This window comes from Flavonifractor sp. An10 (assembly GCF_002161215.1).
Taxonomy (GTDB): domain Bacteria; phylum Bacillota; class Clostridia; order Oscillospirales; family Oscillospiraceae; genus Flavonifractor; species Flavonifractor avistercoris.
Genome location: NZ_NFMB01000010.1, coordinates 36056 through 61858, shown reverse-complemented (window position 1 = coordinate 61858; position 25803 = coordinate 36056). Strand labels below are relative to the sequence as shown.

26 protein-coding genes are annotated in these 25803 nt (G+C 65.0%); 16 read left to right on the top strand and 10 right to left on the bottom strand.

Annotation, left to right across the window (positions count from 1 at the left end; all coding sequences use genetic code 11):
• Window positions 1-113 precede the first annotated feature (113 nt).
• Window positions 114-602 (top strand): sigma-70 family RNA polymerase sigma factor, encoded by a 489-nt coding sequence (locus B5E42_RS16515; RefSeq protein ID WP_087241665.1) that lies wholly within the window; start codon window positions 114-116, stop codon window positions 600-602.
• Window positions 599-1678, top strand: a complete 1080-nt coding sequence (locus tag B5E42_RS16510) for a DUF4179 domain-containing protein (protein ID WP_087241663.1) — start codon at window positions 599-601, stop codon at window positions 1676-1678. Before B5E42_RS16515 ends, B5E42_RS16510 begins: the two co-directional genes overlap by 4 nt.
• A 282-nt stretch (window positions 1679-1960) precedes the next feature.
• Here B5E42_RS16510 and obgE read toward each other — a convergent pair whose 3' ends face one another.
• The 10 genes from obgE to B5E42_RS16460 form a co-directional block, all read right to left on the bottom strand.
• Window positions 1961-3241 (bottom strand): GTPase ObgE, encoded by a 1281-nt coding sequence (obgE, locus tag B5E42_RS16505; protein WP_087241661.1) that lies wholly within the window; start codon window positions 3239-3241, stop codon window positions 1961-1963.
• A 63-nt stretch (window positions 3242-3304) separates the two neighbouring features.
• A complete protein-coding gene (gene rpmA, locus B5E42_RS16500; protein WP_087241659.1) occupies window positions 3305-3589 on the bottom strand; it encodes a 50S ribosomal protein L27 in 285 nt (94 codons plus the stop codon).
• A gap of 46 nt (window positions 3590-3635) precedes the next feature.
• Window positions 3636-3968, bottom strand: coding sequence for a ribosomal-processing cysteine protease Prp (locus B5E42_RS16495; RefSeq protein WP_087241657.1), 333 nt, complete (start codon window positions 3966-3968; stop codon window positions 3636-3638).
• A gap of 1 nt (window position 3969) precedes the next feature.
• Entirely contained in the window at window positions 3970-4281 is a 312-nt protein-coding gene (gene rplU, locus B5E42_RS16490) for a 50S ribosomal protein L21 (protein WP_087241655.1), read from the bottom strand.
• Between the two features lie 271 nt (window positions 4282-4552).
• Window positions 4553-5629: a hypothetical protein gene (locus B5E42_RS16485; protein ID WP_087241653.1), complete on the bottom strand. Its 1077-nt coding sequence runs from the start codon at window positions 5627-5629 to the stop codon at window positions 4553-4555.
• A 17-nt stretch (window positions 5630-5646) separates the two neighbouring features.
• A complete protein-coding gene (locus tag B5E42_RS16480) occupies window positions 5647-6237 on the bottom strand; it encodes a lactate utilization protein (RefSeq protein WP_087241651.1) in 591 nt (196 codons plus the stop codon).
• Between the two features lie 442 nt (window positions 6238-6679).
• Complete coding sequence (locus B5E42_RS16475) at window positions 6680-7549, bottom strand: YitT family protein (protein WP_087241649.1); 870 nt, start codon at window positions 7547-7549, stop codon at window positions 6680-6682.
• A gap of 13 nt (window positions 7550-7562) precedes the next feature.
• Window positions 7563-9812, bottom strand: coding sequence for a DNA topoisomerase (ATP-hydrolyzing) subunit A (locus tag B5E42_RS16470; protein ID WP_087241647.1), 2250 nt, complete (start codon window positions 9810-9812; stop codon window positions 7563-7565).
• Window positions 9813-9861: 49 nt separating this feature from the next.
• Window positions 9862-10221 (bottom strand): four helix bundle protein, encoded by a 360-nt coding sequence (locus B5E42_RS16465; protein WP_087241645.1) that lies wholly within the window; start codon window positions 10219-10221, stop codon window positions 9862-9864.
• A gap of 128 nt (window positions 10222-10349) precedes the next feature.
• Entirely contained in the window at window positions 10350-12341 is a 1992-nt protein-coding gene (locus B5E42_RS16460; RefSeq protein ID WP_087241643.1) for a toprim domain-containing protein, read from the bottom strand.
• A gap of 193 nt (window positions 12342-12534) precedes the next feature.
• Between B5E42_RS16460 and B5E42_RS19010 the strand changes: the two genes are divergently transcribed.
• The 14 genes from B5E42_RS19010 (at window position 12535) to B5E42_RS16385 (ending at window position 25800) form a co-directional block, all read left to right on the top strand.
• A complete protein-coding gene (locus tag B5E42_RS19010; RefSeq protein ID WP_141242563.1) occupies window positions 12535-13743 on the top strand; it encodes an S-layer homology domain-containing protein in 1209 nt (402 codons plus the stop codon).
• Window positions 13744-14072: 329 nt separating this feature from the next.
• Window positions 14073-14327: a DUF2508 family protein gene (locus B5E42_RS16445; RefSeq protein WP_087241638.1), complete on the top strand. Its 255-nt coding sequence runs from the start codon at window positions 14073-14075 to the stop codon at window positions 14325-14327.
• 54 nt (window positions 14328-14381) lie between these two features.
• Entirely contained in the window at window positions 14382-14648 is a 267-nt protein-coding gene (locus B5E42_RS16440; protein ID WP_242967199.1) for a pro-sigmaK processing inhibitor BofA family protein, read from the top strand.
• 378 nt (window positions 14649-15026) lie between these two features.
• Entirely contained in the window at window positions 15027-15641 is a 615-nt protein-coding gene (locus B5E42_RS16435) for an S-layer homology domain-containing protein (protein ID WP_087241635.1), read from the top strand.
• A gap of 34 nt (window positions 15642-15675) precedes the next feature.
• On the top strand, window positions 15676-16107 hold the full coding sequence (locus B5E42_RS16430) for a MarR family transcriptional regulator (protein ID WP_087241633.1): 432 nt from the start codon (window positions 15676-15678) through the stop codon (window positions 16105-16107).
• A gap of 30 nt (window positions 16108-16137) precedes the next feature.
• Window positions 16138-17175 carry a putative glycoside hydrolase gene (locus B5E42_RS16425; RefSeq protein ID WP_087241631.1) on the top strand — a complete coding sequence of 346 codons (1038 nt, stop codon included), beginning with the start codon at window positions 16138-16140 and terminating at the stop codon, window positions 17173-17175.
• 205 nt (window positions 17176-17380) lie between these two features.
• Window positions 17381-17707, top strand: coding sequence for a hypothetical protein (locus B5E42_RS16420; protein WP_087241629.1), 327 nt, complete (start codon window positions 17381-17383; stop codon window positions 17705-17707).
• Window positions 17694-19718, top strand: coding sequence for a V-type ATP synthase subunit I (locus B5E42_RS16415; protein WP_087241627.1), 2025 nt, complete (start codon window positions 17694-17696; stop codon window positions 19716-19718). The genes B5E42_RS16420 and B5E42_RS16415 overlap by 14 nt, the downstream gene beginning before the upstream one ends.
• Before the next feature lies 1 nt (window position 19719).
• On the top strand, window positions 19720-20214 hold the full coding sequence (locus tag B5E42_RS16410) for a V-type ATP synthase subunit K (protein ID WP_087241625.1): 495 nt from the start codon (window positions 19720-19722) through the stop codon (window positions 20212-20214).
• A 12-nt stretch (window positions 20215-20226) separates the two neighbouring features.
• Complete coding sequence (locus B5E42_RS16405) at window positions 20227-20814, top strand: V-type ATP synthase subunit E family protein (protein WP_087241623.1); 588 nt, start codon at window positions 20227-20229, stop codon at window positions 20812-20814.
• Window positions 20815-20846: 32 nt separating this feature from the next.
• Complete coding sequence (locus B5E42_RS16400; protein WP_087241621.1) at window positions 20847-21845, top strand: V-type ATPase subunit; 999 nt, start codon at window positions 20847-20849, stop codon at window positions 21843-21845.
• A 116-nt stretch (window positions 21846-21961) separates the two neighbouring features.
• Entirely contained in the window at window positions 21962-22276 is a 315-nt protein-coding gene (locus tag B5E42_RS16395; protein ID WP_087241619.1) for a V-type ATP synthase subunit F, read from the top strand.
• A gap of 366 nt (window positions 22277-22642) precedes the next feature.
• Window positions 22643-24421 carry a V-type ATP synthase subunit A gene (locus B5E42_RS16390; protein WP_087241617.1) on the top strand — a complete coding sequence of 593 codons (1779 nt, stop codon included), beginning with the start codon at window positions 22643-22645 and terminating at the stop codon, window positions 24419-24421.
• Window positions 24418-25800 carry a V-type ATP synthase subunit B gene (locus tag B5E42_RS16385; RefSeq protein WP_087241615.1) on the top strand — a complete coding sequence of 461 codons (1383 nt, stop codon included), beginning with the start codon at window positions 24418-24420 and terminating at the stop codon, window positions 25798-25800. Before B5E42_RS16390 ends, B5E42_RS16385 begins: the two co-directional genes overlap by 4 nt.
• Window positions 25801-25803 lie beyond the last annotated feature (3 nt).

The window sequence follows — 25803 nt, the reverse complement described above, 5'->3', positions numbered from 1 at the left end:
GCAGGCCGGCCGGCCTGCGGTATTTTTTTGCCCTGGGTGAAAGATTTCCCTCCCCTCAGTCGTATTGTTGGTGAAAGCGCTTTTGAGCCTGCCAGAGAAAGGATGTGGTGCGCTTGCCCGCCCCGTTGAACCGGGCGGAGGCCGAGCGGCTGGTGCACAGCTACTCGGATCTGATCCTCCGCCTGAGCTATACCTATCTGAAAAGCACCGACGACGCCCAGGACATCTGCCAGACGGTGTTCCTCAAGCTGCTCCAGAAGCCCCGGGAGTTTGCCTCCCCGGAGCATGAGAAGGCCTGGATCATCCGCACGGCGGCCAACCTGTGCAAGGATCACCTGAAAAGCCACTGGCGGCGCACCACCGTGGCCCTGGAGGCCGCGGCGGCGGTGCCCGCCCCAGAGGAGGAGGAGGGGGGCCTCCTGGCCGCCGTCAACCTGCTGCCCCCCAAGTACCGGGCGGTGATCTACCTCTACTACTACGAGGGCTACGCGGCCAAGGAGATCGCGGAGCTGCTGGGCGAGAAGCCCGCCACCGTCTCCACCCAGCTCAGCCGGGGCCGCCAGCAGCTCCGCGCACTGCTAGAAAGCGAGGGATTGACATGAAAAACAGCTATCGGGACGCCATGGATGCTCTCCGCTTCACCCCGGAGCAGAAGGCCGATATGGTGGAACACCTGCTCTCCGCCCCCGCGGCGGGGAAGGTGGTGCGCCCCCTCCGCTTCCGCCGCTTCGCCGCGGCGGCCGCGGCGGCCGCCCTGGTGCTCAGCCTGGGGGTGGCCGGGGCCACCGGCGCCCTGGACAGCGCCGGGGAGGCCTTTGCCGGCCTGTTCGGCGGCGGGGCCGCCGAGACAGAGATCATCGACCAGATCGGCTACCCCATCGGGGCCAGCGCCACCTCCAACGGCGTCACCATCACCGCCGACGCCATCGTGGGCGACACCTACAGCTACGCCATCGTCTACTCCATCCGGCGGGACGACGGGGAGCCCCTGGTGAGCCAGGAGGTGCTGGAGAGCGGGGATAACGCCCTGCCCCTCACCTTCGACAGCCATGATGTGACGCCCGGCAACCCCCTGGCCGTCCTTTTGGGCGGCGGTGGAGGCGGCTACTCCCGCTTCTACGACGCCGATCCCAACGACAACGCCATCCAGTTTATGGAGGTCTGGACTTTCAGCAGCCCCATCCGCCCCGGAAAGGTTACCGCCACCTTCCAGGGCCTCTATGAGGCCTCTGAGGACTATCTGGACAAGGAGCTGCTGGCGGAAGGCCCCTGGAAGCTGGAGTTCCACATGGCCTTTGAGGATTCCTCCGTCTCCCTGCCCGCGGGGCAGGACTTCACCCTCAACGGCATGGACGCCACCCTGGACGCGGTCACTCTCTCCCCCCTGTCCATCATGGTAGAGTATACCGTCCATCAGGAGGTGCCCCAGGCGGAGCGGGAAAACGGCCTGGAGGATGGGGAAAACGACCCTTACGCCCCCTTCCGCGACCTGCCCATTGTGATCACCTACACCGACGGCACTACCCTGGAGATTGACAGCGGCAACACCCACATCGGCTCCGGCAGCGGCCGCGCCAAGTGCAGCATAGGCCTGGTGTTCGACACCATCCGGCCCCTGGACGAGGTGTCCTCCGTCACTGTGGGGGACATCGTCCTCCCGGTAAGCGCGGGCGGCTAATAGCCGCCCCTACAAAAAAGTGGGGATTTCACCATAAAAGACAAGCGCTCCGCCTCGGACGAGGCGGAGCGCTCTGCTTGTCGAAAAATCTCCCGCAAAGGAGAGCCTCGCAGAGTTCCTGCGGCCGCAGCCGCAGGAATAAATTGAAAATCCGTCATTTCCGGGGACATGCGCCTCGGAAATGACACTTCTCATGGCGGAAGGGGTGACAATTTCGCAAGAAATCGAACCCCTTCCGCCATGCATCCTTTCTCAAAAAAGCGGCTTTGCCGCTTTTTTGACTTACCGCTGGTATTCAAATTCCAGGTTGTACAGGGACACGATGTCCCCGTCCTTGATGCCCATCTCCTCCAGCCGGTCGAACAGGCCGGACTGGCGGAGCATCTTGTCGAACCAGTTGCGGGACTCGTAGTCCCCGAAGTTGACGTTGGACATGAGCCGCTGGAGCCAGGGGCCCTCCACGATCCAGGTGTCGTCCTCGTGGATGATGTTGAGGGGCTGGGACATATCCACCTCCGGCGGCCGCTCCACATAGGTGGGCTCGTACACCGTTATGGGGGGCAGGTGCTCCAGCTCCCGGGCGGCGGCGTACATCAGCTCCCGGGTGCCCAGCTGGGCGGCGGCGGAGATCTCGAAGAAGGGGAGCCCCTTGGCCTCCACGTGGGCCTTCAGGGCCTCCAGCCCGCTCCGGTCGGCGGCAATGTCCACCTTGTTGCCCGCCACCAGCATGGGCCGGTTCTCCAGCCCGGAGCCGTACTCCTTCAGCTCGGCCTGGATGGCCTCAAAGTCGGCCACCGGATCCCGCCCCTCGGAGCCGGACACGTCCACCACGTGGATGAGCAGGCGGCACCGGTCGATGTGCCGCAAAAAGTCGTGGCCCAGGCCGGCGCCCTCGGCGGCCCCCTCGATGATGCCGGGGATGTCGGCCAGGACGAAGGACACCCCCTCCTCCACGTACACCACCCCCAGGTTGGGGAACAGGGTGGTGAAGTGGTAGTTGGCGATCTTGGGCCGGGCCTTGCTCACCACAGAGAGCAGGGTGGACTTGCCCACGTTGGGGAAGCCCACCAGGCCCACGTCGGCCAGGAGCTTGAGCTCCAGGATCACGTCCCGGCTCTGGCCGGGCAGGCCCGCCTTGGCGAAGCGGGGCACCTGCCGGGTGGGGGTGGCGAAGTGCTTGTTGCCCCAGCCGCCGTTGCCGCCGCGGGCCAGCACGAAGCGGTCGGTCTGGGACATGTCGCAGATGATCTCCTTCGTCTCGGCGTCCCGCACCACCGTGCCCCGGGGAACCTTGATGATCAGATCCTCCCCGTCCTTGCCGGAGCAGCGCTTGCCCTGGCCGTCCATGCCGTTGGCCGCCACGTACTTGCGCTTGTACCGGAAGTCCATCAGGGTGGACATGTGCTCGTTGATCTCCAGAATCACGCTGCCCCCCCGGCCGCCGTCGCCGCCGTCGGGGCCGCCGGCGGCCACGTACTTCTCCCGGTGGAAGGCCACCGCGCCGTTGCCGCCATTGCCCGCCCGCACGGTGATGCGGGCGGTGTCCACAAAGGGTGCTGCCATACATTCTCTCCTTTATACAGAAAATCGCCCCGAACTCCGGAGTTCGGGGCGATTTGTGCGCAATTACTGAGCGATCTCGACAATGGAGACCTGCTTGCGATCCTTGCCCAGGCGCTCAAACTTCACCTTGCCGCTCTTGAGGGCGAACAGGGTGTCGTCGCTGCCCTTGCCCACGTTGACGCCGGGATGGATATGGGTGCCCCGCTGGCGAACCAAGATGTTGCCGGCCAGGACGAACTGGCCGTCGCCCCGCTTCACGCCCAGGCGCTTGGCCTCGGAATCACGGCCGTTGCGGGTGGAGCCGACGCCCTTCTTGTGGGCGAAAAACTGCAGACCGATGTTCAGCATGGTATTCACACCTCCAAACTTGTGTGTAAATCATGTCGTGCGGAGGTCAATCCTCCTCCAGCACGGTCAGGTTTTCGGGATACTCCTCGTGCAGGCTGGCAAAGTGAACCATCAGGGCGGCCAGAAGGGTCTGGCACACCGACTCGTTCTCCGCGCTCAGCCCGCCGGGTATGCGCAGATGGATGGACGCGTCCTTTTCCCGGATCTTCACCGAGGCCCCCAGGCCCAGCACGTCGTTGACGGCGCACTCGGTCAGGCGGACGGCGCTGGTGACGGCGGCGCAGACGATGTCCGAGCCCGCCTCCCCATAGCCGCTGTGGCCCTGGACGGTGAAGCCCACAATGCGCTCGCCCTCCATCTGAAAGCGAACCGTGGTCATCTTACACAGAGATCTTGCCGATGGTGACTTTGGTGTAGGGCTGACGGTGGCCCTGCTTGCGGCGGTAGCCCTTCTTGGGCTTGTACTTGAAGACGATGATCTTCTTGCCCTTGCCGTTCTTCACCACGGAGGCGTCCACCTTGGCGCCCTCCACCACGGGGGTGCCCACGGTGACGTTCTCACCGTCGATGACGGCCAGCACCTTGTCGAAGGTCACGGCCTCGCCGGCCTCCACGGGCAGCTTCTCGATGAACAGGGTGTCGCCCTCGGCCACCTTGTACTGCTTGCCGCCGGTCTCAATGATCGCATGCATGTTTCTTTCAACTCCTTCATGACGGGCTCGCTGTCGGGGGAGGAAGCGCGCAGGCCGTGAGCAGGGGAGCTAAGGGAGTACGCAGACGAAAAAACAGGCTGGCCGCAGGCCAGCGGCATTTTTCGCGGAGTACGCACTTAGCGACCCGGCCGCGAGCGTGCCGAGCGTGACATCACGCCGTGCTTCACTTTGGTTCCCATTCAAAGCGGCTCTAGCATTATATCAGCGGGCTCTGGAAAAGTCAAGGCTTTTTGCGGCGATTTTGAGCGGATTACTGCGGGTTTTCCGCAGAAACCGGCATACCCTCCCACACATAGCCCAGCTCCGCCAGATCGGCGGCGGAATAGGTGAGGCCGCCGCCGCTGCGGGTGAGATCCACGTAGTGGGCGCCGTCGTCCTCGGTGAGCTGGTTCCAGAAGTGGGGCTCCCCGTTCAGGGTGCCCTCCACCAGGGTGGAGCCCACCAGGAGCTCCCCGCTGAGCAGCTGGAAGGCCAGGGCCGTGCCCTCGCTGTCCGCACCGTCGCCCAGCAGGGCGTCCCAGGCGGAGGGGCCGCCGCCGGGGGCGGACTGGATCCGCTCCTGGGCCACGGCGAACAGGGTGGCCCGGCGGGCGGAGGCGGACTGCTGCTGGGGCCGCAGGGGGAGCATCAGGGCGTCCACCTCGGCCTGCAGGGCGTCCCGCTTCTGGCGGAGGGCGGAGGCCTCCCCGGGGTAGGTGAAGAGGATCTCCACAATCCGCTGGCTGCCCGACTCGGGGTAGAGGGAGACGGTGAACTCCGGCATGCCCATGGCGGAGGCGGGCGCGTCATAGTAGGCCTGCCGCACCAGCTGGGCGATGGCGTCGGCGTCGGCGGTGAAGTACCCCACCCGCAGGACTGCCTCGCTGCGGTAGTCGGCCAGGGCCTCCGCCACCTCGTTGCGGATGGCGCTGGTGCCGGTGACGTTGACCAGGCTGTTGATCTGCTCCCTGGTGCGGCGGTAGGAGATGGTGATGGTGGCCTCGTAGGTGGTGAGCACCCGGGTGTACTGGTTCTTGATGAAGTCCACCGCGTAGGCGCCCAGGGGATCCTCCGTGGCTACCTCCAGGCAGGCCCGGTTCAGATCCTCCTCCACGTCGCCGGTGTACTCCACCAGCTGGAGCTCCCCCACCTCCGTCCCCTGGGAGACGAAGAAGAGCACCGCGTTGACCAGCTCGGAGTAGGTGCCGACCTGGATGGAGGAGCCGTCCCCGGCGGCGGGCTGCTCGGTGTGGGACTCCACCACGGCGTAGGGCCGCTCCAGCAGGGCGGAGCAGCCCGTCAGGGACAGGGCGCAGCACAGGGCCAGCGCCAGAAGAGCTCGTCGCATGCCGCGCCTCCTCCCGCTCAGTAGCCCAGGGGCTCGTCGATCAGCACCACCTCGGCCCGTCCGATGCCCGTGGGCTTCTCCCACAGCACCGCCAGGGCCCGGCAGATGCGCTCGGGGCTCTTGCAGTCGTAGCACTTGTCCCCCCTGACGGCGCAGGGGGTCTTTTTGCCCAGCCGCTGGGCGTTCTTGGGGGAGGCCACGTTGCGGGCCCGCCACAGGGCGGCGTCGTAGTCGGGGGCGATCTTGTTGGAGCCCACCAGGAAGTAGACCTCCTCGTGGCCGAAGATGGTGGAGGCCACCCGGTTGCCCGTGCCGTCGATGTTGATGAGCTCCCCGGTCTCCGCCAGGCCGTTCACCGAGGTCAGGTAGACGGAGGAGGCCGCCGCGTCGGCAAAGCTGTCCCCCAGCCAGTGGCTGCGCACCGTGGCGTGGCGCTGGAGCCGCTCGATAAGCCCCATGTCCCGCAGGGTGATGGAGCCGCCGTGGCCCACCGCTTTCCCATCCAGCTTCCGGTCTAAGTAGTCCACGGCCTCCGCCGCGGTGTCGAAATAGGTCACGTCAAATCCGCGGGCTTCCAGATTCTTGCGCAGTTTCTCATAGTCGGGCATGTACAGGGCTCCTTTCCAACTTAAATAACAGATCATTGGGGGATGGCGGGGGCAAGCCCCCGCCCTACAGGATGGACGCATACGAGCGGCGGGGCCGTTACGAAGTAAGGGCATGCCGCCGGAAATCCCCCGATAGAGCAGCCTGGGGGGTACATCCAATAGGGGGGAACCGCAGTTCCCCCCTGATTGGTCGTTTCAAGGAGGGGGTGCAGGGGGTTTGGGCGTCAAGAAACGTGCCGGTGGCACGTTTTAGCCCAAAAGCAATTCAGGCGAAGCCACCTTAACCCGTGGAATCGAAATCCCTCCCCCGCCCCTTCTTTGCCCCCATTTCTTCGGGAAGAAATGGGGGCGCCCGCCGCGTAGGCGCCTCGCCGGAGGCCGGGCCTCCACCGGGCGGCCGCCATATATGGCGGCCCTACGTGGAGAGCGGTGGAATGCGGTATCATAAATCGTTCTGTTTATACTCCCGGAACCCGTCGCCCAGCACCTCGTGGGCGTCGCAGACGATGAGGAAGGCGGAGGGATCCAGCTCCTTGACCATGCGCTTGATGGCAACGATCTGCTTCTGCTTGAAGGCCACCATCAGCACCTTTTTCTCCGCCCCCGACCAGCCGCCCTGGCCGTGGAGAATGGTGACGCCCCGGTCGATGTCGTGGATGATGGCGCTGGCGATCTTCTCATACTCGTCGCTGATGATATAGGCCACCTTGGCGTTGTCTATGCCGTAGAGCACCTGATCCATGACGAAGGAGGACAGATACAGGGCGATAATGCCGTAAAGGGCGCTGTAGATGCTGCGGAAGGCGGCGGCCACCGCCAGGATCACCAGCAGATCCACCACCAGCAGCACCCGGCCCATGGGCAGCCAGGACAGCTTGAGCTTGAGCAGCCGGGCCACCAGATCCGTGCCGCCCGTCGTGGCCCCCTGCAGGAACACCACCCCCAGGGAGGCCCCCATGAGCACCCCGCCGAACACGCAGGCCAGGAAGGGCTCCATGGGCTCAAAGGTGCAGAGCATGTGGAGCAGGTCGATGAACACCGACGAGATGAACATGGAGTACAGGGAGGACACCAGCAGGTGGCCGCCCAGCAGCCGCCAGCCCAGGATAAACAGGGGCACGTTGAGGATGATTACCACCGTGCCGATGGGAACCCAGGGCAGGAAGTGGTTGATGATCTGGCCGATGCCGGTGATGCCGCCGAAGCCGATCTGGTTGGGCTCATAGCACCAGTTGAAGCCGAAGGCGTACACCGCCGAGGCCAGGGTGATCCACAGATAGGGCAGCAGGTAGCGCTTGCAGATTTGCTTCATACATACTCTCCCTTTATTCATCCAGCAGGGTCATCTGCTTTTCCTCCCGATCCTCGTCCTTGAGGAGCATCCCCGCGATGGGCAGGGAGCGGGCCCGGTAGCGGGCGGCGTTGACGATGGGGGTGTCGGCCAGGGGCCGGGCGTCGGCCACCTGGTACCTGGGCTTGAGGGTCATCACGTTGACCCCCTGGGTGGAGCGGGTGGTCTTGGGGTTGAGGGCGGCGGTGTGGAACACCACGCAGCGGCCCTCGGTGGAGGTCACCGCCATCTCCGTGTCCTCCCGCAGGTGGACTGCCGCCGCCAGGGGGGACTTGTCCGAGTAGGCGCCGGTGAGGCGCTTGCGGCGGGTCTGGGTCTGGTAGGCGGACAGGGCCACCCGGGCCACCTTGCCGTTGGCGAAGAAGAACAGCACATCGCCGGTGTAGTCGGCCGTGACGCAGGCCCACACGAAGCCCTCGTCGGGCTCCATGCCCAGTTTGGTGGGCAGAAAGTCGCCCAGCACGCTGGCCTTGGCGTCGTCGAAGTCGCTGAGGCGGGCCTTGTAGCACTGCTGCCTGTCGGTGAACACCAGCAGCTCGTCCCGGTTGGACGCCTCCCACTGGAGGTAGGGGCCGTCCCCCTCCTTGTACTTCTGCTCGCCGCTCATGCGCAGGGACTGGGGGGTGATCTTCTTGAAGTATCCCTCCCGGGAGCAGAACACATGCACCGGGTAGTCGGGGGTCTCGTCCTCCGGCTCCTCCGCGGCGGCGTCCGCCGCCTCATAGACGATCTCCGTCCGGCGGGGGAGGGCGTACTTCTTCTTCACCGCCTGGAGCTCGTCCACGATCAGCTTCTTCACCCGGCTGGGGTTGTTGACAATGTCCTGGAGGTCGGCGATCTCCGCCTCCAGCTGCTCCACCTCATCAAGGCGCTTGAGGATGTACTCCTTGTTGATGTTGCGCAGCTTGATGTCCGCCACGTACTCGGCCTGCACGTCGTCGATGCCGAAGCCGATCATCAGGTTGGGCACCACCTCGGCGTCCTCTTCCGTCTCCCGGATGATCTGGATGGCCTTGTCGATGTCCAGCAGGATCTTTTTCAGGCCCTTCAGCAGGTGCAGCTTGTCCTGCTTCTTCTTCATGACGAAGTAGGTGCGCCGCCGCACCCCCTCCATCCGCCAGGCAGTCCACTCCTCCAGGATCTGCCGCACCCCCATGACCCGGGGCATGCCGGCGATGAGGATGTTGAAGTTGCAGGAGAAGGAGTCCTGCAGGGTGGTGGAGCGGAACAGCCGGGCCATCAGCTTGTCCGGATCGGCCCCCCGCTTCAGGTCGATGGTGATCTTCAGGCCGTTCAGGTCGGTCTCGTCCCGCATGTCGGAGATCTCCTTCACCTTGCCGGCCTTCACCAGCTCGGCCACCTTGTCCATGATGGCCTCCACCGTGGTGGTGTAGGGGATCTCGTAGATCTCGATCAGGTTCTCGCTTTTCAGGTAGCGCCACCTGGCCCGCACCTGGAAGGAGCCCCGGCCGGTCTCATAGATCTGGGACAGGGCGGCCTCGTCGTAGAGCAGCTCCCCGCCGGTGGGGAAGTCGGGGGCCTTCAGATAGTCCAGCAGGCTGACATTGGGGTGCTTCAGATAGGCCACCGTGGCGTCGCACACCTCCCCCAGGTTGAAGCCGCACAGGTTGGAGGCCATGCCCACGGCGATGCCCTGGTTGGCGCTGACCAGCACGTTGGGGAAGGTGGTGGGCAGGAGTGTGGGCTCCTTCATGGAGCCGTCGTAGTTGTCCACAAAGTCCACCGTGTCCTGGTCGATGTCCCGGAACAGCTCGGCACAGATGGGATCCAGCCGCACCTCGGTGTACCGGCTGGCCGCCCAGGCCATGTCCCGGGAGTACACCTTGCCGAAGTTGCCCTTGGAGTCCACCAGGGGGTGGAGCAGGGCCCCGTAGCCCCGGGAGAGGCGCACCATGGTGTCGTAGATGGCCGCGTCGCCGTGGGGGTTTAATTTCATGGTGGCCCCCACCACGTTGGCGCTCTTGGTGCGGGCGCCCCCCAGCAGGTGCATCTGGTACATGGTGTACAGCAGCTTGCGGTGGGAGGGCTTGAACCCGTCGATCTCCGGGATGGCCCGGGAGACGATCACGCTCATGGCGTAGGGCATGTAGTTTAATTCCAGCGTCTCGGTGATGGGCTGCTCCAGCACCTCGGGCCGCAGGCCCATGACGTTGGGGTTGTTGACCTTCTTCGCCCCCTCCTCGGGGGCCTTCTTTTTAGCCAATGGTATCAGTCCTTTGAGGAATTGATAATGGATAATTGAGAATTGATAATTAAGGCGTGGAAGGAGACTTGGTGGTTTTGATGATCGCGGTCAGGAGTTTTAACAGTTCCTGTGCGTCTGCGTAGATGCTCTCGTACTGTGCGGCTGAGAGATAGTCGGTTTCATAGAGCAGTTCCAGCCAATAACAGGTTTCGCTGCATTCTTTGATGGCGAGATTCATTTTATAGAGGAAATCATTTCGGCTGAACCCCTGGACAGCTTCTCGAATATTGGCCCCAATACTCGTACCGGAGCGCAGAAGCTGCTTGGACAGGACAAACTCCCGCTTGCTGTCCCCTAAAAATTGATACAGCCGGATAATCCGAATGGCAAACGCCTTGCTCTTTTCCAATACCACGTTTTCGCGCAACCGCCCTACCTCTCTTTCAGAGCGGATAATTGATAATTAGAATTTACGCTTACCAGCCCTGTCCTGCACTTACCACCCAGGTTGGCGGGATAAAAATTATCCATTATCCATTGTCAATTATCAATTTCTTACGAGATATCCGCCAGCTCCAGATATTTATACCCGTTCTCGGCGATGTGATCCTTCCGGCCCTGGAGGTTGTCCCCCAGCAGGAGGTCGAACACCTGGGCGGTGCGCTCCACGTCCTCGGGCATGACCTTGATGAGGCGGCGGGTCTCCGGGTTCATGGTGGTGAGCCACATCATGTCCGGCTCGTTCTCACCCAGGCCCTTGGAGCGGTTGATGGTGCACTTCTTGCCGGCAAGCTCCCCGTTGACGATCTCATTTTTCTCCGCGTCGGAGTAGGCGAACCAGGTCTTTTCCTTGCAGGTGATCTCATACAGGGGGGACTCGGCGATATATACGTACCCCCGCTGAATGAGGGTGGGGGTGAGGCGGTAGAGCATGGTGAGGATCAGGGTGCGGATCTGGAAGCCGTCCACGTCGGCATCGGTGCAGATGACGATCTTGCTCCACCGCAGGTTCATGAGATCAAAGGCGGCCATGTCCTTGGCGTGCTTGTCGTGAACCTCCACGCCGCAGCCCAGCACCTTGAGCAGGTCGGTGATGATCTCGCTCTTGAAGATTTTGGCGTAGTCGGCCTTGAGGCAGTTGAGGATTTTGCCCCGGACGGGCATGATGCCCTGGAACTCCGCGTCCCGGCTCAGCTTGACGCTGCCCAGGGCGGAGTCGCCCTCCACGATGTAGAGCTCCCGCCGGGTGGTGTCCTTCGTCCGGCAGTCCACAAACTTCTGCACCCGGTTGGCGATGTCCACGCTGCCGGACAGCTTCTTTTTGATATTCAGCCGGGTGCGCTCGGCGTTCTCCCGGCTGCGCTTGTTGATGAGCACCTGCTCGGCGATCTTCCCCGCGTCCAGGGGGTTCTCGATGAAGTATACCTCCAGCTGGGCGCGGAGGAACTCGGTCATAGCCTCCTGGACGAACTTGTTGTTGATGGCCTTCTTGGTCTGGTTCTCGTAGGAGGTCTGGGTGGAGAAGTTGTTGCTCACCAGCACCAGGCAGTCCTCCACGTCGGCCCAGGTGATCTTGCTCTCGCTCTTCTGGTACTTGCCCTGGGCTTTCAGATAGGCGTCGATGCCGTTGACAAAAGCGGACTTCACCGCCTTCTCCGGGGAGCCGCCGTGCTCCAGCCAGGAGGAGTTGTGGTAGTGCTCGATGACCTGCACCGTGTTGGAGAAGCAGAAGGACACGGACAGCTTCACCTTGTACTCGGGCTTGTCCGCCCGATCGCGGCCCCGCCGCTCGGTCTGCCAGAACACCGGCTGGGTCAGGGAGTTCTCCCCCGCCAGCTCCTTCACATAGTCCTCGATGCCGTTTTCATATTTGAAGTCGGTGGTCTCGAACTTTCCCCCCACCTCGTTGCGGAAGCGGAAGGTGACCCCGGCGTTGACCACCGCCTGCCGCTTGAGCACGTCCAGGTAGTACTCCACCGGGATGCTGATGTCGGTGAACACGTCCAGATCCGGCTTCCAGCGGAACTTGGAGCCGGTCTTGCGGCCGGAGTAGGGCTCCTTTTTCAGGCCGCCCACGTTCTCGCCCTTCTCGAAGTGGAGGGTGTACTCGAAGCCGTCCCGGTGGATCACCGCGTCGAAGTACTCGCTGGCGTACTGGGTGGCGCAGGAGCCCAGGCCGTTCAACCCTAAGGAGTACTCGTAGTTGTCCCCGTCGTTGTTGTTGTACTTGCCGCCGGCGTAGAGCTCGCAGAACACCAGCTCCCAGTTGTACCGGCCCTCCTTCTCGTTCCAGTCCACCGGGCAGCCCCGGCCAAAGTCCTCCACCTCGATGGACTGGTCGGCGTAGCGGGTGACGGTGATCAGGGAGCCGTGGCCCTCCCGGGCCTCGTCGATGGCGTTGGACAGGATCTCAAATACGGCGTGCTCGCAGCCCTCCAGCCCGTCGGAGCCGAAGATCACCGCCGGGCGCTTGCGCACCCGGTCGGCCCCCTTCAGGGCGGAGATGGAGTCGTTGCCGTAGCTCTGGTTGGTGGTACGCTTGGCCATGAAATTCTCCTCACTCGTTCCAATCTCACAATATTACATTATAGTATATTACCCCAAACCCGCCCAAAGTGTCAAGAAATGCCGGGGCGCGGCGCGTCCCCTTGCAATCTTCCCGGCGATGGGATAAAATGGTGCCGCCGAGATAAATAAAGAAGGAGGAGAGAGACCCATGAAGAAGAACCTGTAGCGTCTTTTGGGCGCCCTGCTGGCCGTTATCCTGCTGGTGGGCGCTGTCCCGGCTCTTGCGGCCGGTACGGGCGGGCTGAACGGCGAGAGCGGAAAGTGGGCTGATTTTGATGAAAGTATGTACGATACGGTCACATTCATCAGTACGGTCAAAAATGCCCATGTGAATGGATTTGAGTGGCCCGCCAGCGGCACCGTACTGCTGAAAGTATCCAGTTCCACTTATACCTTAACCGGAAGTGAGCCGAATTGCATAGGGATTACCATCCCCGCCGGTCTGGTCGTTGATATTTATAAATATTATCAATCCGCGGGCATGACCGAGCCGGTTTACACCCTGCTGGGCCACTTCGACACCACCGACGGCAATCCCGTGACCATTGGCTCCGGCAGCTCCAACTCCAGTTCCAGCAGTTCCAGCAGCTCCGGCAGCTCCATCAGCGAGGATTGGGGCGAGGTCAACAAATCCTTCGTCTCCGGCGTCAAGTCTGACTTTTATGACAACTCCTACACCGATGTACCCTCGGACATGTGGTGCTATGACGCCATCATGACCCTCACCGAAGGCGGCCTTCTGAACGGCTACGGCAACGGTAAGTTCGGCCCCAATGACAGCCTGACCCGTGCTCAGGTGGCATTCATCTACACCAGACTGATTGGCAACGAAGTTGAAGGCTCCGGTGATATGCTCGGCTACAAATCCTATCAGGATAATGCAACCGCAGACCGTGCTTTTGCAACCATGTGGCTTGCCGGCAACCTGACCCGTAAAGGCGGTGGCCACTCTCTGACCGAATATGAGACCTCTCTTGTGAGAAACGCAGGCGGTCTTGCCTACAGCATCTCTTCCAGTGGCCGGTTCGGTTCCATGTGGCAGGCCGTATACGACAATTGGCGTGCCAGTCTGGACGGCGGCAAAGACCCCAGCACCTATATCTCGTCTGTCGACGACCTGCCCGACGCTGCCGCAATCCATCAGTGGATTGAGGAGCACTGGCAGCTGATGGGCAAGGTCCTGCTCATTCAGGAGAGCAAGGATGTCATCGTCAAGGCCTGTGAGGACGCCATCTGCCGGGCCTACAACCTGGGCATGATTACCGGCACGGATACCTCCGGCACCTTCAGCCCGTACAACCCGCTGACCCGCGGCCAGCTGGCTGCCATCCTGTGGCGTGCCGGGTGGCTTGAGACCGGCTGCCTCAGTTACAACGACTAATCACTCAGCTCCCCGTATGAGACAAAGGGCCGCCGGGCGTTGTCGCCCGGCGGCCCTTCTGCGTGCCGTGTCTCCCGCTCCGCCGCGGGTGATCCGGCCCGCTTTGGACAGCTTGCGTTTTCTCCTTTCGCCTTTCGCCAGAGGGTGAGCTCACCCGGCACCGGCTTAAAAGGAGATGCAAGGAGGAACAGGCCTCTTTTCCTGTCCAGCCCTAGTATGTGCAGCTTCTGCGGGGGCATGCGCGGAAAATTTTGGTTTAACCGCCGTCATATTTGTCCACACTGGACATACCATGAATGTGGAATAAAACCAACCGAGGAGGGGCCGGTATGACGGATGAGGCCAGAGTGTTTTCCTTTCGCAGGCGGCGGACGGCGGAGGATCCCGAGCGGCGGGCGCTGCTGGAGGGGCTGGGGCAGACCCGGGCGCTGATCGCCCAGGCCTACGCCGGCTTCAACGCCGCCGGGGATCCGGATCTGATCGAGTCCTACGTCTTTGAGATCAACGCCCTCCAGGCCCGGTACTCCTACCTGCTGCGGCGGGTGAAGGAGCTGGAGGCGGACACACAGGCACGGCTGGGATAACGCGGGGGAGCCCGCCGCCAAGGGACTGGCAATCTGCGCTGGGAGGTGGCGGCGGTGGAAGCCCTGCTCAACGCCCTGCCCTGGATTGTGGGCGGGCTCATGCTCATCCTGCTGCTGGCGGCCCTGCGGCGGCCCCTGCAATGGCTGGCCGCCCTGGCGGCCCGGACGGGGGCGGGCCTGGCGGTGCTGTGGCTGTTCAGCGGCGTGGGCCACCTGGTGGGTGTCCACCTGGGGGTCAACCTGGTCAACGCCCTGGTGCTGGGCGTGCTGGGGGCCCCCGGCTTCGGCCTGCTGCTGATGCTCAACTGGGCGCTGGCCTGAACCGGGGCGGAAAAGCGGCCTGCGGCGGGGGAGGGCGGAAGCCCTCCCCTCAGGCTGCCGATAAACCCTCCGTGAGGAAAAGCCTCGCAGAGTTCCTGCGGTCGCAGCCGCAGGAATAAAATCAAAATCCGTCATTTCCGGGGACATGCGCCTCGGAAATGACACTTCTCATGGCGGAAGGGGTGACTTTTTCGCAAGAAAACGAACCCCTTCCGCCATGTGATCTTTCTCGAAAAAGCGGCTTTGCCGCTTTTTCGACACGCTCGGGGGAGGGCGGAAGCCCTCCCCCTTTGTGCAGATTCCTTTATAGAATGTTCATAGTTTCTTAAAATCCGTATCGTAAAATTGGGACAATCAAACGGGAAGGAAGTGGCTCCAGTGAAAAGACGGCTGATGGCCCTGGCCTGCACCCTGGGCGTCTGCGCGGCCCTGGCGCTGCCCGCCGGGGCGGCGTACGCCGACGTGGCCCCCGGCTCCTGGTACGAGGCGGCGGTCAATCAGGTGACGGAGCAGGGCTACATGGAGGGGGTCAGCGACACCCAGTTCGCCCCCGACGCCTACGTGACCCGGGCCACGGTGGTCACCGTGCTCTGGCGCATGGAGGGCTCCCCGCTCCCGGCCGCCACGGTCTCCTTCGGCGACGTGAATCCCTCCGCCTGGTACGGGCAGGCGGCGGCCTGGGCCAAGGAGAACGGCATCGCCAACGGCGACACCCGGGGGGACTTCAAGCCGGAGCAGTTTGTCACCCGGCAGGAGCTGGCCGCCTTCCTCACCCGCTATGACGCCTACCGCGGGTCGGAGCTGGCGGAGGGCACCCTGGGCCTCTACAGCGATGCCGGGGAGATCAGCGCGTGGGCCGAGGAGAGCATGGCCCACGCCGTGGGCATGGGCCTGCTGGAGGGCTCCGGGGGGAAGCTGTCCCCCACCGCCTCGGCCACCCGGGCCCAGCTGGCGGTGATCCTCCAGCGGCTGACCACCCAGGCCGTGGGATAGCCGGGGCGCAGCAGACAGAAAGGAGCGCGGACGGATGGAGCAGTCCGATATTTTCATGACCTACCTGCGGGTGACACAGCACATGTCCCAGCAGTTCCGCAGCCATTTCGGCCGGATGGATCTCACCTTTCCCCAGGCCCTGGTGCTCAGCGTGCTGGGGGAGGAGGGGCCGGTGCCCATCAGCGCCCTGGCCGAGCGCACCGGCAGCGCCAACAGCACCGTCTCCGGCATCGTAGACCGGCTGGAGAAGCTGGGCCTGGCCCAGCGGCAGCGCAGCGAGACCGACCGCCGGGTGATCTACGTGTCCGCCACCGACAAGTACCGCGCCCTGCGGGACAAGACGGCCACCGACGTCACCGGCTATTTCTCCTCCCTGCTCAGCGGCATGAGTGAGGAGGAGCGCACCCTGCTGGCCACGGCCTTCCGCAAGCTGGACGAGGCCCTGGAGCAGCAGTCCGGGCGGTAGCCCCGGCCCACAGAGAGGGGGGAGGCGCCGGTGAGGCGCAACGGATACGATTCCTATCGGGGGCGCAGCCGCTTCCGCACCGTGATGAAGGTACTCATCGGCGTGCTGCTGGTGGTGCTGGTGCTGGCGGTGGCGGCCCTGATCTGGCTGGAGCCCTATCTCGGCTACTCCGCCGGGGGCATCCGCATCAATCTGCCCTTTTTCCGGCGGGAGCAGCCGGAGGAGACCGGCGGCGCACCCGTGGTGGTGACCACGCCGGAGGTGCTCCCCACCCCGGCCCCCACGCCGGAGGAGCAGGCGGACTTCCGGGCCGTGCTGCTGCCCAACACCGCCCTCTATGACGGCACGGCGGCGGAGCAGCTCCAGGCAGCCGGGGCCAACACGGCGGTCTTTGACATGAAGGCCGACGACGGCACCCTGGGCTATATCTCCGAGCTGGCCCTGGCGGCCCAGGCGGAGGTCAGCGCCGCCGACCCCGCCCTCAACGCGGCCATCCAGCTGCTCAACGACGGGGACATCACCACTGTGGCCCGGGTGTCCTGCTTCCGGGACAACTCCGTGCCCTACTACCGGAACTCCCTGGCCCTCCACGCCAGCGGGGGCAACTGGCGGGACGGCGGCGGCTCCCGCTGGCTCAGCCCCGCCAGCGCCGAGGCCCGGCAGTATGCGGCGGACGTGTGCCGGGAGCTGGCCGGACTGGGCTTTGACGAGATCCTGCTGGACAACTGGGCCTTCCCCGCCGGCGGGGAGGGCATCCTGGCGGACGACAACTACCCCGCCGCCGACGGCCGCACCGCCGTGCTGGAGGGCTTTCTGGATCAGGTGGAGGAGGCCCTGGCCGGCTATCCGGAGGTGCGCGTCTCCCTGGTGACCACTTCGGCGGCCGCCGCCGGGGAGGCCCCCGAGACCGGGCAGACCGCCGCCCTGCTGGAGCGGGCCGACCGGGTGCTGGTCAGCCTGGGGGAGGGGGAGACCCTGCCCCAGCTGGACGGCCCCTCCGTGATCCCCATCCTGGCTCAGGCGGGGGAGGCGGCGGACAGCTGGGCCGTGCTGACGGCACAGCCGTAGACAGACAGAAACACACAGGCGCACCGCGGAGCAGCCCTCCGCGGTGCGCCTTTTTGCCGAAAAGGAAAACTGAATATGTTAAAAATTAAACTTACTAGATTAAACTTGAAATTCTCGTGAAAATGGAGTATGATTCATATATCGTCGGGAAAATTTGTGTGAGATACGTCCCAATCACTGGCGAGGAAGGAAAGGCGGTGAGAGCATGTCCCTGGAGGCAATGAAGCAGGTAACCGAGGCCGAGCAGACCACCCGGGCCCAGAAGGCGGAGGCGGAGGCCCAGGCCAAGCGCCTGGTGGCCGAGGCGGAGCGGGACGGGAAGGCCGCGCTGGCCCAGGCCCGCGCCGACGCGGAGGCCCAGGTCAAGGAGCTGCTGCGCCAGGCGGAGGATCGGGCGGCCGGCCACGCGGCCGAGGTCATGGCCCAGGCCGAGCAGGCCTGCGCCGCGCTGCGGAAGCGGGCGGAGGAGCGTCTGGATCAGGCCGCGGACACCATAGTAGGAAGGGTAGTGAAAACGGATGTCCATTGTTAAAATGAAGCGGCTGCGGCTCATCGGCATGCAGGCCGAGCGGGGCGCCCTTCTGAAGCTGCTTCAACACATGGGCTGCGTGGAGATCGACGAGCCGACGGAGTTCAGGGACGACCCGGTGTGGGACTCCCTCACCCGGCCGGACACCCAGGCGCTGGGCCGGGCCAGGGAGCAGCGCTCCGAGCTGGAGGGGGCGCTGAAAACCCTGAAGAAATACGGCCCCAGACAGAAGGGCGGCCTGCTGAAGGCCCGGCCGGTGATCACCGAGGGGGAGCTCTTCGACGACAGGGCCTACGAGGCCGCCCTGGCCGACGCCGGCCGGCTGGGAGAGCTGGAGCGGCAGATCTCCGCCCTGTATGCCGAGCAGAACAAGCTGCGCACCCAGCGGCTCTCCCTGGCCCCCTGGCTGGGGCTGGACATCCCGCTGGAGACGACCTCCACGGAGGAGGTGGCGGTGCTCTTCGGCACCGTGGCCGGCACGGCGGATCTGGACGCCCTGGAGCAGGCCCTGACGGAGAAGAGCGAGCTGACCCAGCTCGTCCGGGCCGGGTCGGACGCGCAGCTGCAGTACCTGGTGTTCCTGTGCCACCGCAGCGCGGAGGAGGAGTGCCAGGAGGTGCTCAAGGACTTCGGCTTCTCCCGCTCCGCCCTGCGGGGGTGGATCGGGACGGCGGCGGAAAACGACAAGCGCCTGGCTCAGGAGCTGGCGCAGTCGGAGCAGACCCTGGCCGAGACCATCGCCCAGGTGGCCGCCTTCGCCCCGCGGAAGGGCGCGCTGGAGCAGGCCCTGGACCGCTCCAACCAGGAGATCAGCCGGGAGGAGGCCCGCTGCCGCCTGCTGGACTCGGGGACGGCCTTCTTCCTGGACGGGTGGGTGCCCGTGCCCGAGGAGGAGAAGCTCCTGCAAAAGCTGCGGGAGTTCACCTGCTGCTGGGAGACGGAGGAGCCCCTCCCGGAGGACTATCCCCAGGTGCCCGTCAAGCTCAAGAGCAACGTGCTCACCGAGCCGCTGACCACCATCACGGAGATGTACTCCCTCCCCGCCTATGACGGGGTGGATCCCAACGGGCTGATGATGCCCTTCTATGTGTTCTTCTTCGGCTTCATGTTCGCCGACCTGGCCTACGGCGCCATCCTGGCCGGGGTCTGCGCGGTGATCCAGATCAAGACCCGGCCCAAGGGCGGCTTCGGCCAGCTCATCCGGCTGATGATCATGTGCGGCATCTCCTCGGCGGTGATCGGCTTCCTCACCGGCGGCTTCTTCTCGGATCTGCTGGTGCAGTTCACCGACATGCTGGGCCTGCCCCAGCCGGTGATCCCCTTCCTCTCCGCGCCGGAGGGGAGCGGCGTGCCCGGGCCGGTGCTCAGCGTCATGGACGACCCCATGACCGTCCTGGTCTTCGCCCTGATCGTGGGGTTTGTGCAGATCCTGGTGGGCATGATCGTCAAGTTCTGGATGCTGTGCCGGGCCGGACAGGTGTGGGACGCCATCTGGGACATCGGCACCTGGTGGGTGATCTTCCTGGGCATCGGCCTGTTCGCCCTGAACATGACCGGGGTTACCGCCCTGGGCAGCGTCGGCGGCGTGCCGGTGGTGCTGATTGCCGGGTGCCTGATGCTGCTGGCCCAGGCCCGCACGGCCAAGGGCTTTGGCAAGGTGACGGCGGTGATCAGCGCGGTGTACAACGGCGTGACGGGGTACTTCGGGGACATCCTCTCCTACTCCCGCCTGATGGTCATGATGCTGGCCGGGTCGGTCATCGGCCAGGTGTTCAACATCCTGGCGGCCATGCCCGGCGGGGGCCTGCCCCCGGTGGTGGGCATCCCGGTGTTTTTCCTGATCGTCATCGTGGGCCACGCCTTCAACATCGGCCTGAACGTGATCGGCACCTACGTCCACACGTCCCGCCTGCAGTATCTGGAGTTCTTCAAGCAGTTCTACGCGGAGGGCGGCCGCCCCTGGCGCCCCCTGAATATCGCCACAAAGTATGTGGACATCAAGGAGGAAGAGTAACATGACTATCGGTGAATTCTTTACGATGTATGCCGGCCCCTTCTTCGGCTTCCTGGGCGCCGCACTGGCCGCCGGCCTGGCCTGCGTGGGCTCCGCCAAGGGCACCGGCATCGCCGGTGAGGCGGGCGCCGGCCTCCTGTGCGAGGATCCCTCCCAGTTCTCCAAGGTAATGATCCTCCAGGTCATCCCCGGCACCCAGGGCCTGTACGGCCTGGTTATCGGCTTCCTGGCCCTGCTGAAGATGGGCCTGTTCAACGGCACGGTGAGCGAGCTCACGGTGCAGAACGGCCTGCTGATCCTGGCCGCCTGCCTGCCCATGGCTCTGGGCGGCCTGCTGTCCGCCATTGCCCAGGGGCGCGTGGCCGCCGCCTCCATCGGCATCGTGGCCAAGAACCCCAACGACTGGTCTAAGGGCATGGTGCTGTGTATCATCGTGGAGTTCTACGCCATCCTGTCCCTGCTCATCTCCTTCCTGATGATCATGTTCGGCTTCTGAGCGGAGGCGCGTATGGACGGAATTGAAAAAATCACCGGGCGCATCGCCGCCGACGCCTCCCAGGAGATCGCGGCCATCCAGGCCGAGGCCCGGCGCCAGGCCGACGAGATTGCCGGGCGCTATGAGGCCCAGGCCCGGCGGGAGCGCGAGGACATCCTGGCCCGGGGCCGCCGCGCCGCCGACGAGCGGGTGGAGCGGCTGGCCAGCGTGGCCCAGCTGGACGCCCGCAAGCTGGAGCTCTCCGCCAAGCAGGAGATGCTCGCCAGGGCCTACGACCGGGCGCTGGAGAAGCTGACCGGCCTGCCGGACGGCGCGTACACAGATCTGCTGGCCCAGCTGGCGGTGGAGGCCTCCTCCACCGGGCGGGAGGCGGTGATCCTCTCCCCCAAGGACCGGGCCCGCTACGGCAAGGCGGCGGTCACCCGGGCCAACGAGAAGCTGGGCGACGGGCACCTGACCCTGTCGGAGCAGACCCGCCCCATCCAGGGGGGACTGATCCTCAGCGACGGGGACGTGGAGGTCAATTGCAGCTTTGAAACCCTGGTGCGCCTGATACGGGGCGAGACCGACCGTGAGGTGGCCAAGGTGCTCTTTGACTGACGCGCTCCTTCCAGAAGTAAGGAGGCGGAAGCTTGTCTAAGATTCGAGATACCGATTATCTGACCCTGTCCACCCGGGTGCGGGCCATGGAGACCCGGCTGGTGACCCGGGAGCGGATGGAGCGGATGCTGGACGCCCGCACCGACGAGGAGGCCGTCAAGATCCTCACCGAGTGCGGCTATGAGGAGCTGCCCGCCCTCACCAACGCCGGACTGGACGACCTGCTGTCCAAGGCACGGGCGGCCCTGTACCGGGAGCTGTCCACCGCCGCCCCCGACAGGCGGGTGGTGGAGCTCTTCCAGATGAAATACGACTACCACAACGCCAAGGTGCTGGTGAAGGCCGCCGCCATCGGGGCCGAGCCGGATCGGATGCTCATGGAGGGCGGCCGGTGGAGCCCCGCCAGGCTCCGGGACGCCTTCCAGCGGGACAGCCTGGGGGACTTTTCCGAGCCCTTCCGCCAGGCGGTGCTCCGCGCCCGGGAGACCCTCAACGCCGGGAACGACCCCCAGCGGGCCGACTTCGTGCTGGATCGGGCCTACTTTGCCGAGATGGCGGACACGGCCAAAGCCGTGGGCAGCCCCTTCCTCCAGGGCTATGTGCGGCTGCTCATCGACGCGGCCAACCTGCGCTCCGCCGTGCGGGCCGCCCGCATCGGCAAGGGGCCGGATTTCCTGCGGCAGGTGCTCCTGCCCGGCGGGAATGTGGATGTGTCGGTGCTCTCCTCCGGCCGGGGGGCGGATCTGGCCGCCGTGTTCCGGGCCGGGCCCCTGGGGGAGGCGGCCGCCGCCGGCGCGGCCCTCACCAGCCCCGGCAGCGGGGAGCTCACCGCCTTTGAGCGGATGTGCGACGACGCGGTGATGCACTACCTGGAGGGGGCCCGGCTGATCCCCTTCGGCGAGCAGTCGGTGATCGGCTACCTGTACGCCCGGGAGAGCGAGTTCACCGCCATCCGCACCATCCTCTCCGGCCGCATGGCCGGGCTGGACAGCGATACCATTCGGGAAAGGCTGCGTGAGGCCTATGTTTGAACAAGTTCAAACATTTGATACCAGCGCGTGCCGCGGCGGCGCGCGGCACATGCGCACACATTTGACCGCTCCGGCGGCTTGTCGGTGTACTGGGGCGCGGAGAAAGGAGCGGCCAAATGTCTAATTATCGGATTGCCGTATTGGGCGACAAGGACAGCGTCCTGGGCTTCAAGGCCCTGGGGCTGGACGTGTACCCGGCGGAGAACGTGGAGGAGGCCAGACGCACCCTCCACGCCCTGGCCAGGGAGAATGTGGCGGTGATCTACCTCACCGAGGGGTACGCCGCCGCCATGGCGGCCGATGTGGAGAAATACAAGGATGCCCTCACCCCCGCCATCATCCTGATCCCCGGCAAGGACGGCTCCCTGGGCATCGGCATGGCCAATGTCAAAAGAGCGGTGGAGCGGGCCGTGGGCGCGGATATCCTGTAAGTCCAGGGGGGATTTCATCCCCCCTAGATACGCGGTCACCGCGCCGCCCTTTGGGCGGCACAATGACCGCGATACCCCCCTCACCCGCGCCCGCGCGGGTGGTTGCCCGCCGGTGGCGGAGCAAGCATCGGTGTGCTGCGCAGGCACATGTCCTGCTCCGCACGGATTTTGATTTACTTTCCGGCGCGCCGCGCCGGAAACTCTGCGAGGCTGTAGGGGCGGCCTGCGGTCGCCCGCACCCCCGCCGGAGCCCAGCGAAGCGGGTTCGGCGGGGAGGAGGAGGGACAGCGGAGTGAGTGAGCCCTGGCGCTTGCGCCGGGGCGAAGGATACAAAGCTTGTCCCGACGAGAAAGAAGGTTGAGCTTATTGAGCGGTAAAATTGTCAAGGTCTCCGGCCCGCTGGTGGTGGCCACCGGACTGAAGGACGCCAACATGGCCGACGTGGTTCGGGTGGGCGAGCAGCGGCTCATCGGCGAGATCCTGAACATGAACGGCGATGCCGCCTCCATCCAGGTGTACGAGGAGACCTCCGGCCTGGGCCCCGGCGCGGTGGTGGAGACCACCGGCGCCCCCATGAGCGTGGAGCTGGGCCCCGGCCTGATTGAGAACATCTACGACGGCATCCAGCGCCCCCTGGAGGGGATTCTGAAAAAGGCCGGCAGCAACAACCTCCCCCGTGGCGTGGAGGTGCCCGCCCTGGATCGGGAGAAGAAGTGGGACTTTACCGCCGTGGCCAAGCCCGACGACAAGGTCATCGGCGGCGATGTGCTGGGCACCGTCCAGGAGACCAGCGTGGTGCTCCACAAAATCATGGTGCCCCCCACCCTGAAGGGCACCGTGGAGTCCATCCAGTCCGGCTCCTTCACCGTGCTGGACACGGTGGCCGTGGTGGTGGACGAGAAGGGGGAGAAGCACGAGCTGACCATGGTGCAGAAGTGGCCCGTCCGCGTGGGCCGGCCCTACAAGCACAAGTACGCCCCCCGCACCCCCCTGCTCTCCGGCCAGCGCATCGTGGACGCCCTGTTCCCCGTGGCCAAGGGCGGCACCGCCGCCATCCCCGGCCCCTTCGGCTCGGGCAAGACCGTCATGCAGCACCAGCTGGCCAAGTGGTCGGATGTGGACATCGTGGTCTACATCGGCTGCGGCGAGCGGGGCAACGAGATGACCGACGTGCTGCGGGAGTTCCCCGAGCTGGTGGATCCCCGCACCGGCGAGTCCCTGATGAAGCGGACGGTGCTCATCGCCAACACCTCCGACATGCCGGTGGCCGCCCGTGAGGCGTCCATCTACACCGGCATCACCATCGCCGAGTACTTCCGGGACATGGGCTACGACGTGGCCGTCATCGCCGACTCCACCTCCCGCTGGGCCGAGGCCCTGCGCGAGATGTCCGGCCGCCTGGAGGAGATGCCCGGCGAGGAGGGCTACCCCGCCTACCTGTCCTCCCGCCTGGCCCAGTTCTACGAGCGGGCCGGCATGGTGGAGTGCATCGGCTCCGATGCCGAGCGCCGGGGCTCCCTCACCGCCGTGGGCGCCGTGTCGCCCCCCGGCGGCGACCTGTCCGAGCCCGTCTCCCAGGCCACCATGCGCATCGTCAAGGTGTTCTGGGCCCTGGACTCCTCCCTGGCCTACCGCCGCCACTTCCCGGCCATCAACTGGCTCAACTCCTACTCCCTGTACCTGGACTCCCTCAAGCCCTGGTATGACGAGAACCTGGGGCCCCAGTTCATGGCGCACCGGGAGCAGGCCATGTCCATCCTCCAGGAGGAGGCCAGCCTCAACGAGATCGTCCAGCTGGTGGGCAAGGACTCCCTGTCCGCCGGGGATCAGCTCACCCTGGAGACCGCCAAGATGCTGCGGGAGGACTTCCTCCAGCAGAACGGCTTCATGGAGGTGGACTGGTACTCCAGCTACGACCGGCAGGACAAGATGCTGTCCATGATCCTGGACTACGACCGGCTGTGCCGGGCCGCCATCGACAAGGGCGCCGCGGCCGCCGACCTGTTTGCCATCCCCTTCCGGGAGAAGATGGGCCGGGCCAAGAGCGTGCCCGACGACCAGTATCCCGCCGTCTACGCCGACATGGCCCGGGAGATGGAGGAAGAGATCGAGGCCGCCGCGGCCAGGGGAGGTGCTGACGAATGATCAAGGAATACCGTACCATTCAGGAGATCAACGGCCCCCTGATGGTGGTGCGCCGCGTGTCCGGCGTCACCTATGACGAGCTGGGCGAGATCGAGCTGCCCGACGGCACCGTCCGCCGCTGCCAGGTGCTGGAGGTCAACGGCGACAACGCCGTGGTGCAGCTGTTCGAGTCCTCCGCCGGCATCAACCTGAAGGAGTCCAAGGTGCGCTTCCTGGGCCACCCCCTCCAGCTGGGCGTGTCCGGCGATATGCTGGGCCGGGTGTTCAACGGCATGGGCAAGCCCATCGACGGCGGCCCGGAGATTTTGGCCGAGGAGTACCGGGACATCAACGGCCTGCCCATGAACCCCGCCGCCCGAGACTACCCCAACGAGTTCATCCAGACCGGCATCTCTACCATCGACGGCCTGAACACCCTGGTGCGCGGCCAGAAGCTGCCCATCTTCTCCGGCTCCGGCCTGCCCCACGCGGCCCTGGCCGCCCAGATCGCCCGGCAGGCCAAGGTGCTGGGGGACGACGCGGGCAACTTCGCCGTGGTGTTCGCCGCCATCGGCATCACCTTTGAGGAGTCCGACTTCTTCGTCCAGGAGTTCCGCCGCACCGGCGCCATCGACCGGACGGTGCTGTTCACCAACCTGGCCAACGACCCCGCCGTGGAGCGTATCGCCACCCCCCGCATGGCCCTCACCGCCGCGGAGTACCTGGCCTTTGAGAAGGATATGCACGTGCTGGTCATCCTCACCGACATCACCAACTACGCCGAGGCCCTCCGGGAGGTGTCGGCCGCCAAGAAGGAGGTGCCGGGCCGCCGGGGCTATCCGGGCTACCTGTACACCAACCTGGCCACCATCTACGAGCGGGCCGGCCGCCAGATGGGCAAGAAGGGCTCCATCACCCTGATCCCCATCCTGACCATGCCCGAGGACGACAAGACCCACCCCATCCCCGACCTGACCGGCTATATCACCGAGGGGCAGATCATCCTGAGCCGGGAGCTGTTCCGCAAGGGCATCAATCCCCCCGTGGACGTGCTGCCCTCCCTGTCCCGTCTGAAGGACAAGGGCATCGGCGTGGGCCGCACCCGGGAGGATCACGCGGGCACCATGAACCAGCTCTTCGCCGCCTACGCCACCGGCAAGGAGAACAAGGAGCTCATGTCCATCCTGGGTGAGGCCGCCCTGTCCCCCACCGACCTGCTGTACGCCAAGTTTGCCGACGAGTTTGAGAAGCGCTATGTGGCCCAGGGCAGCGAGGAGAACCGCTCCATTGAGGAGACCCTGGATCTGGGCTGGGAGCTGCTGAGCATCCTGCCCAAGAGCGAGCTCAAGCGCATCAAGCCGGAGTTTATCGAGAAATACCTCCCGAAAAAGGAGGGGTGATCC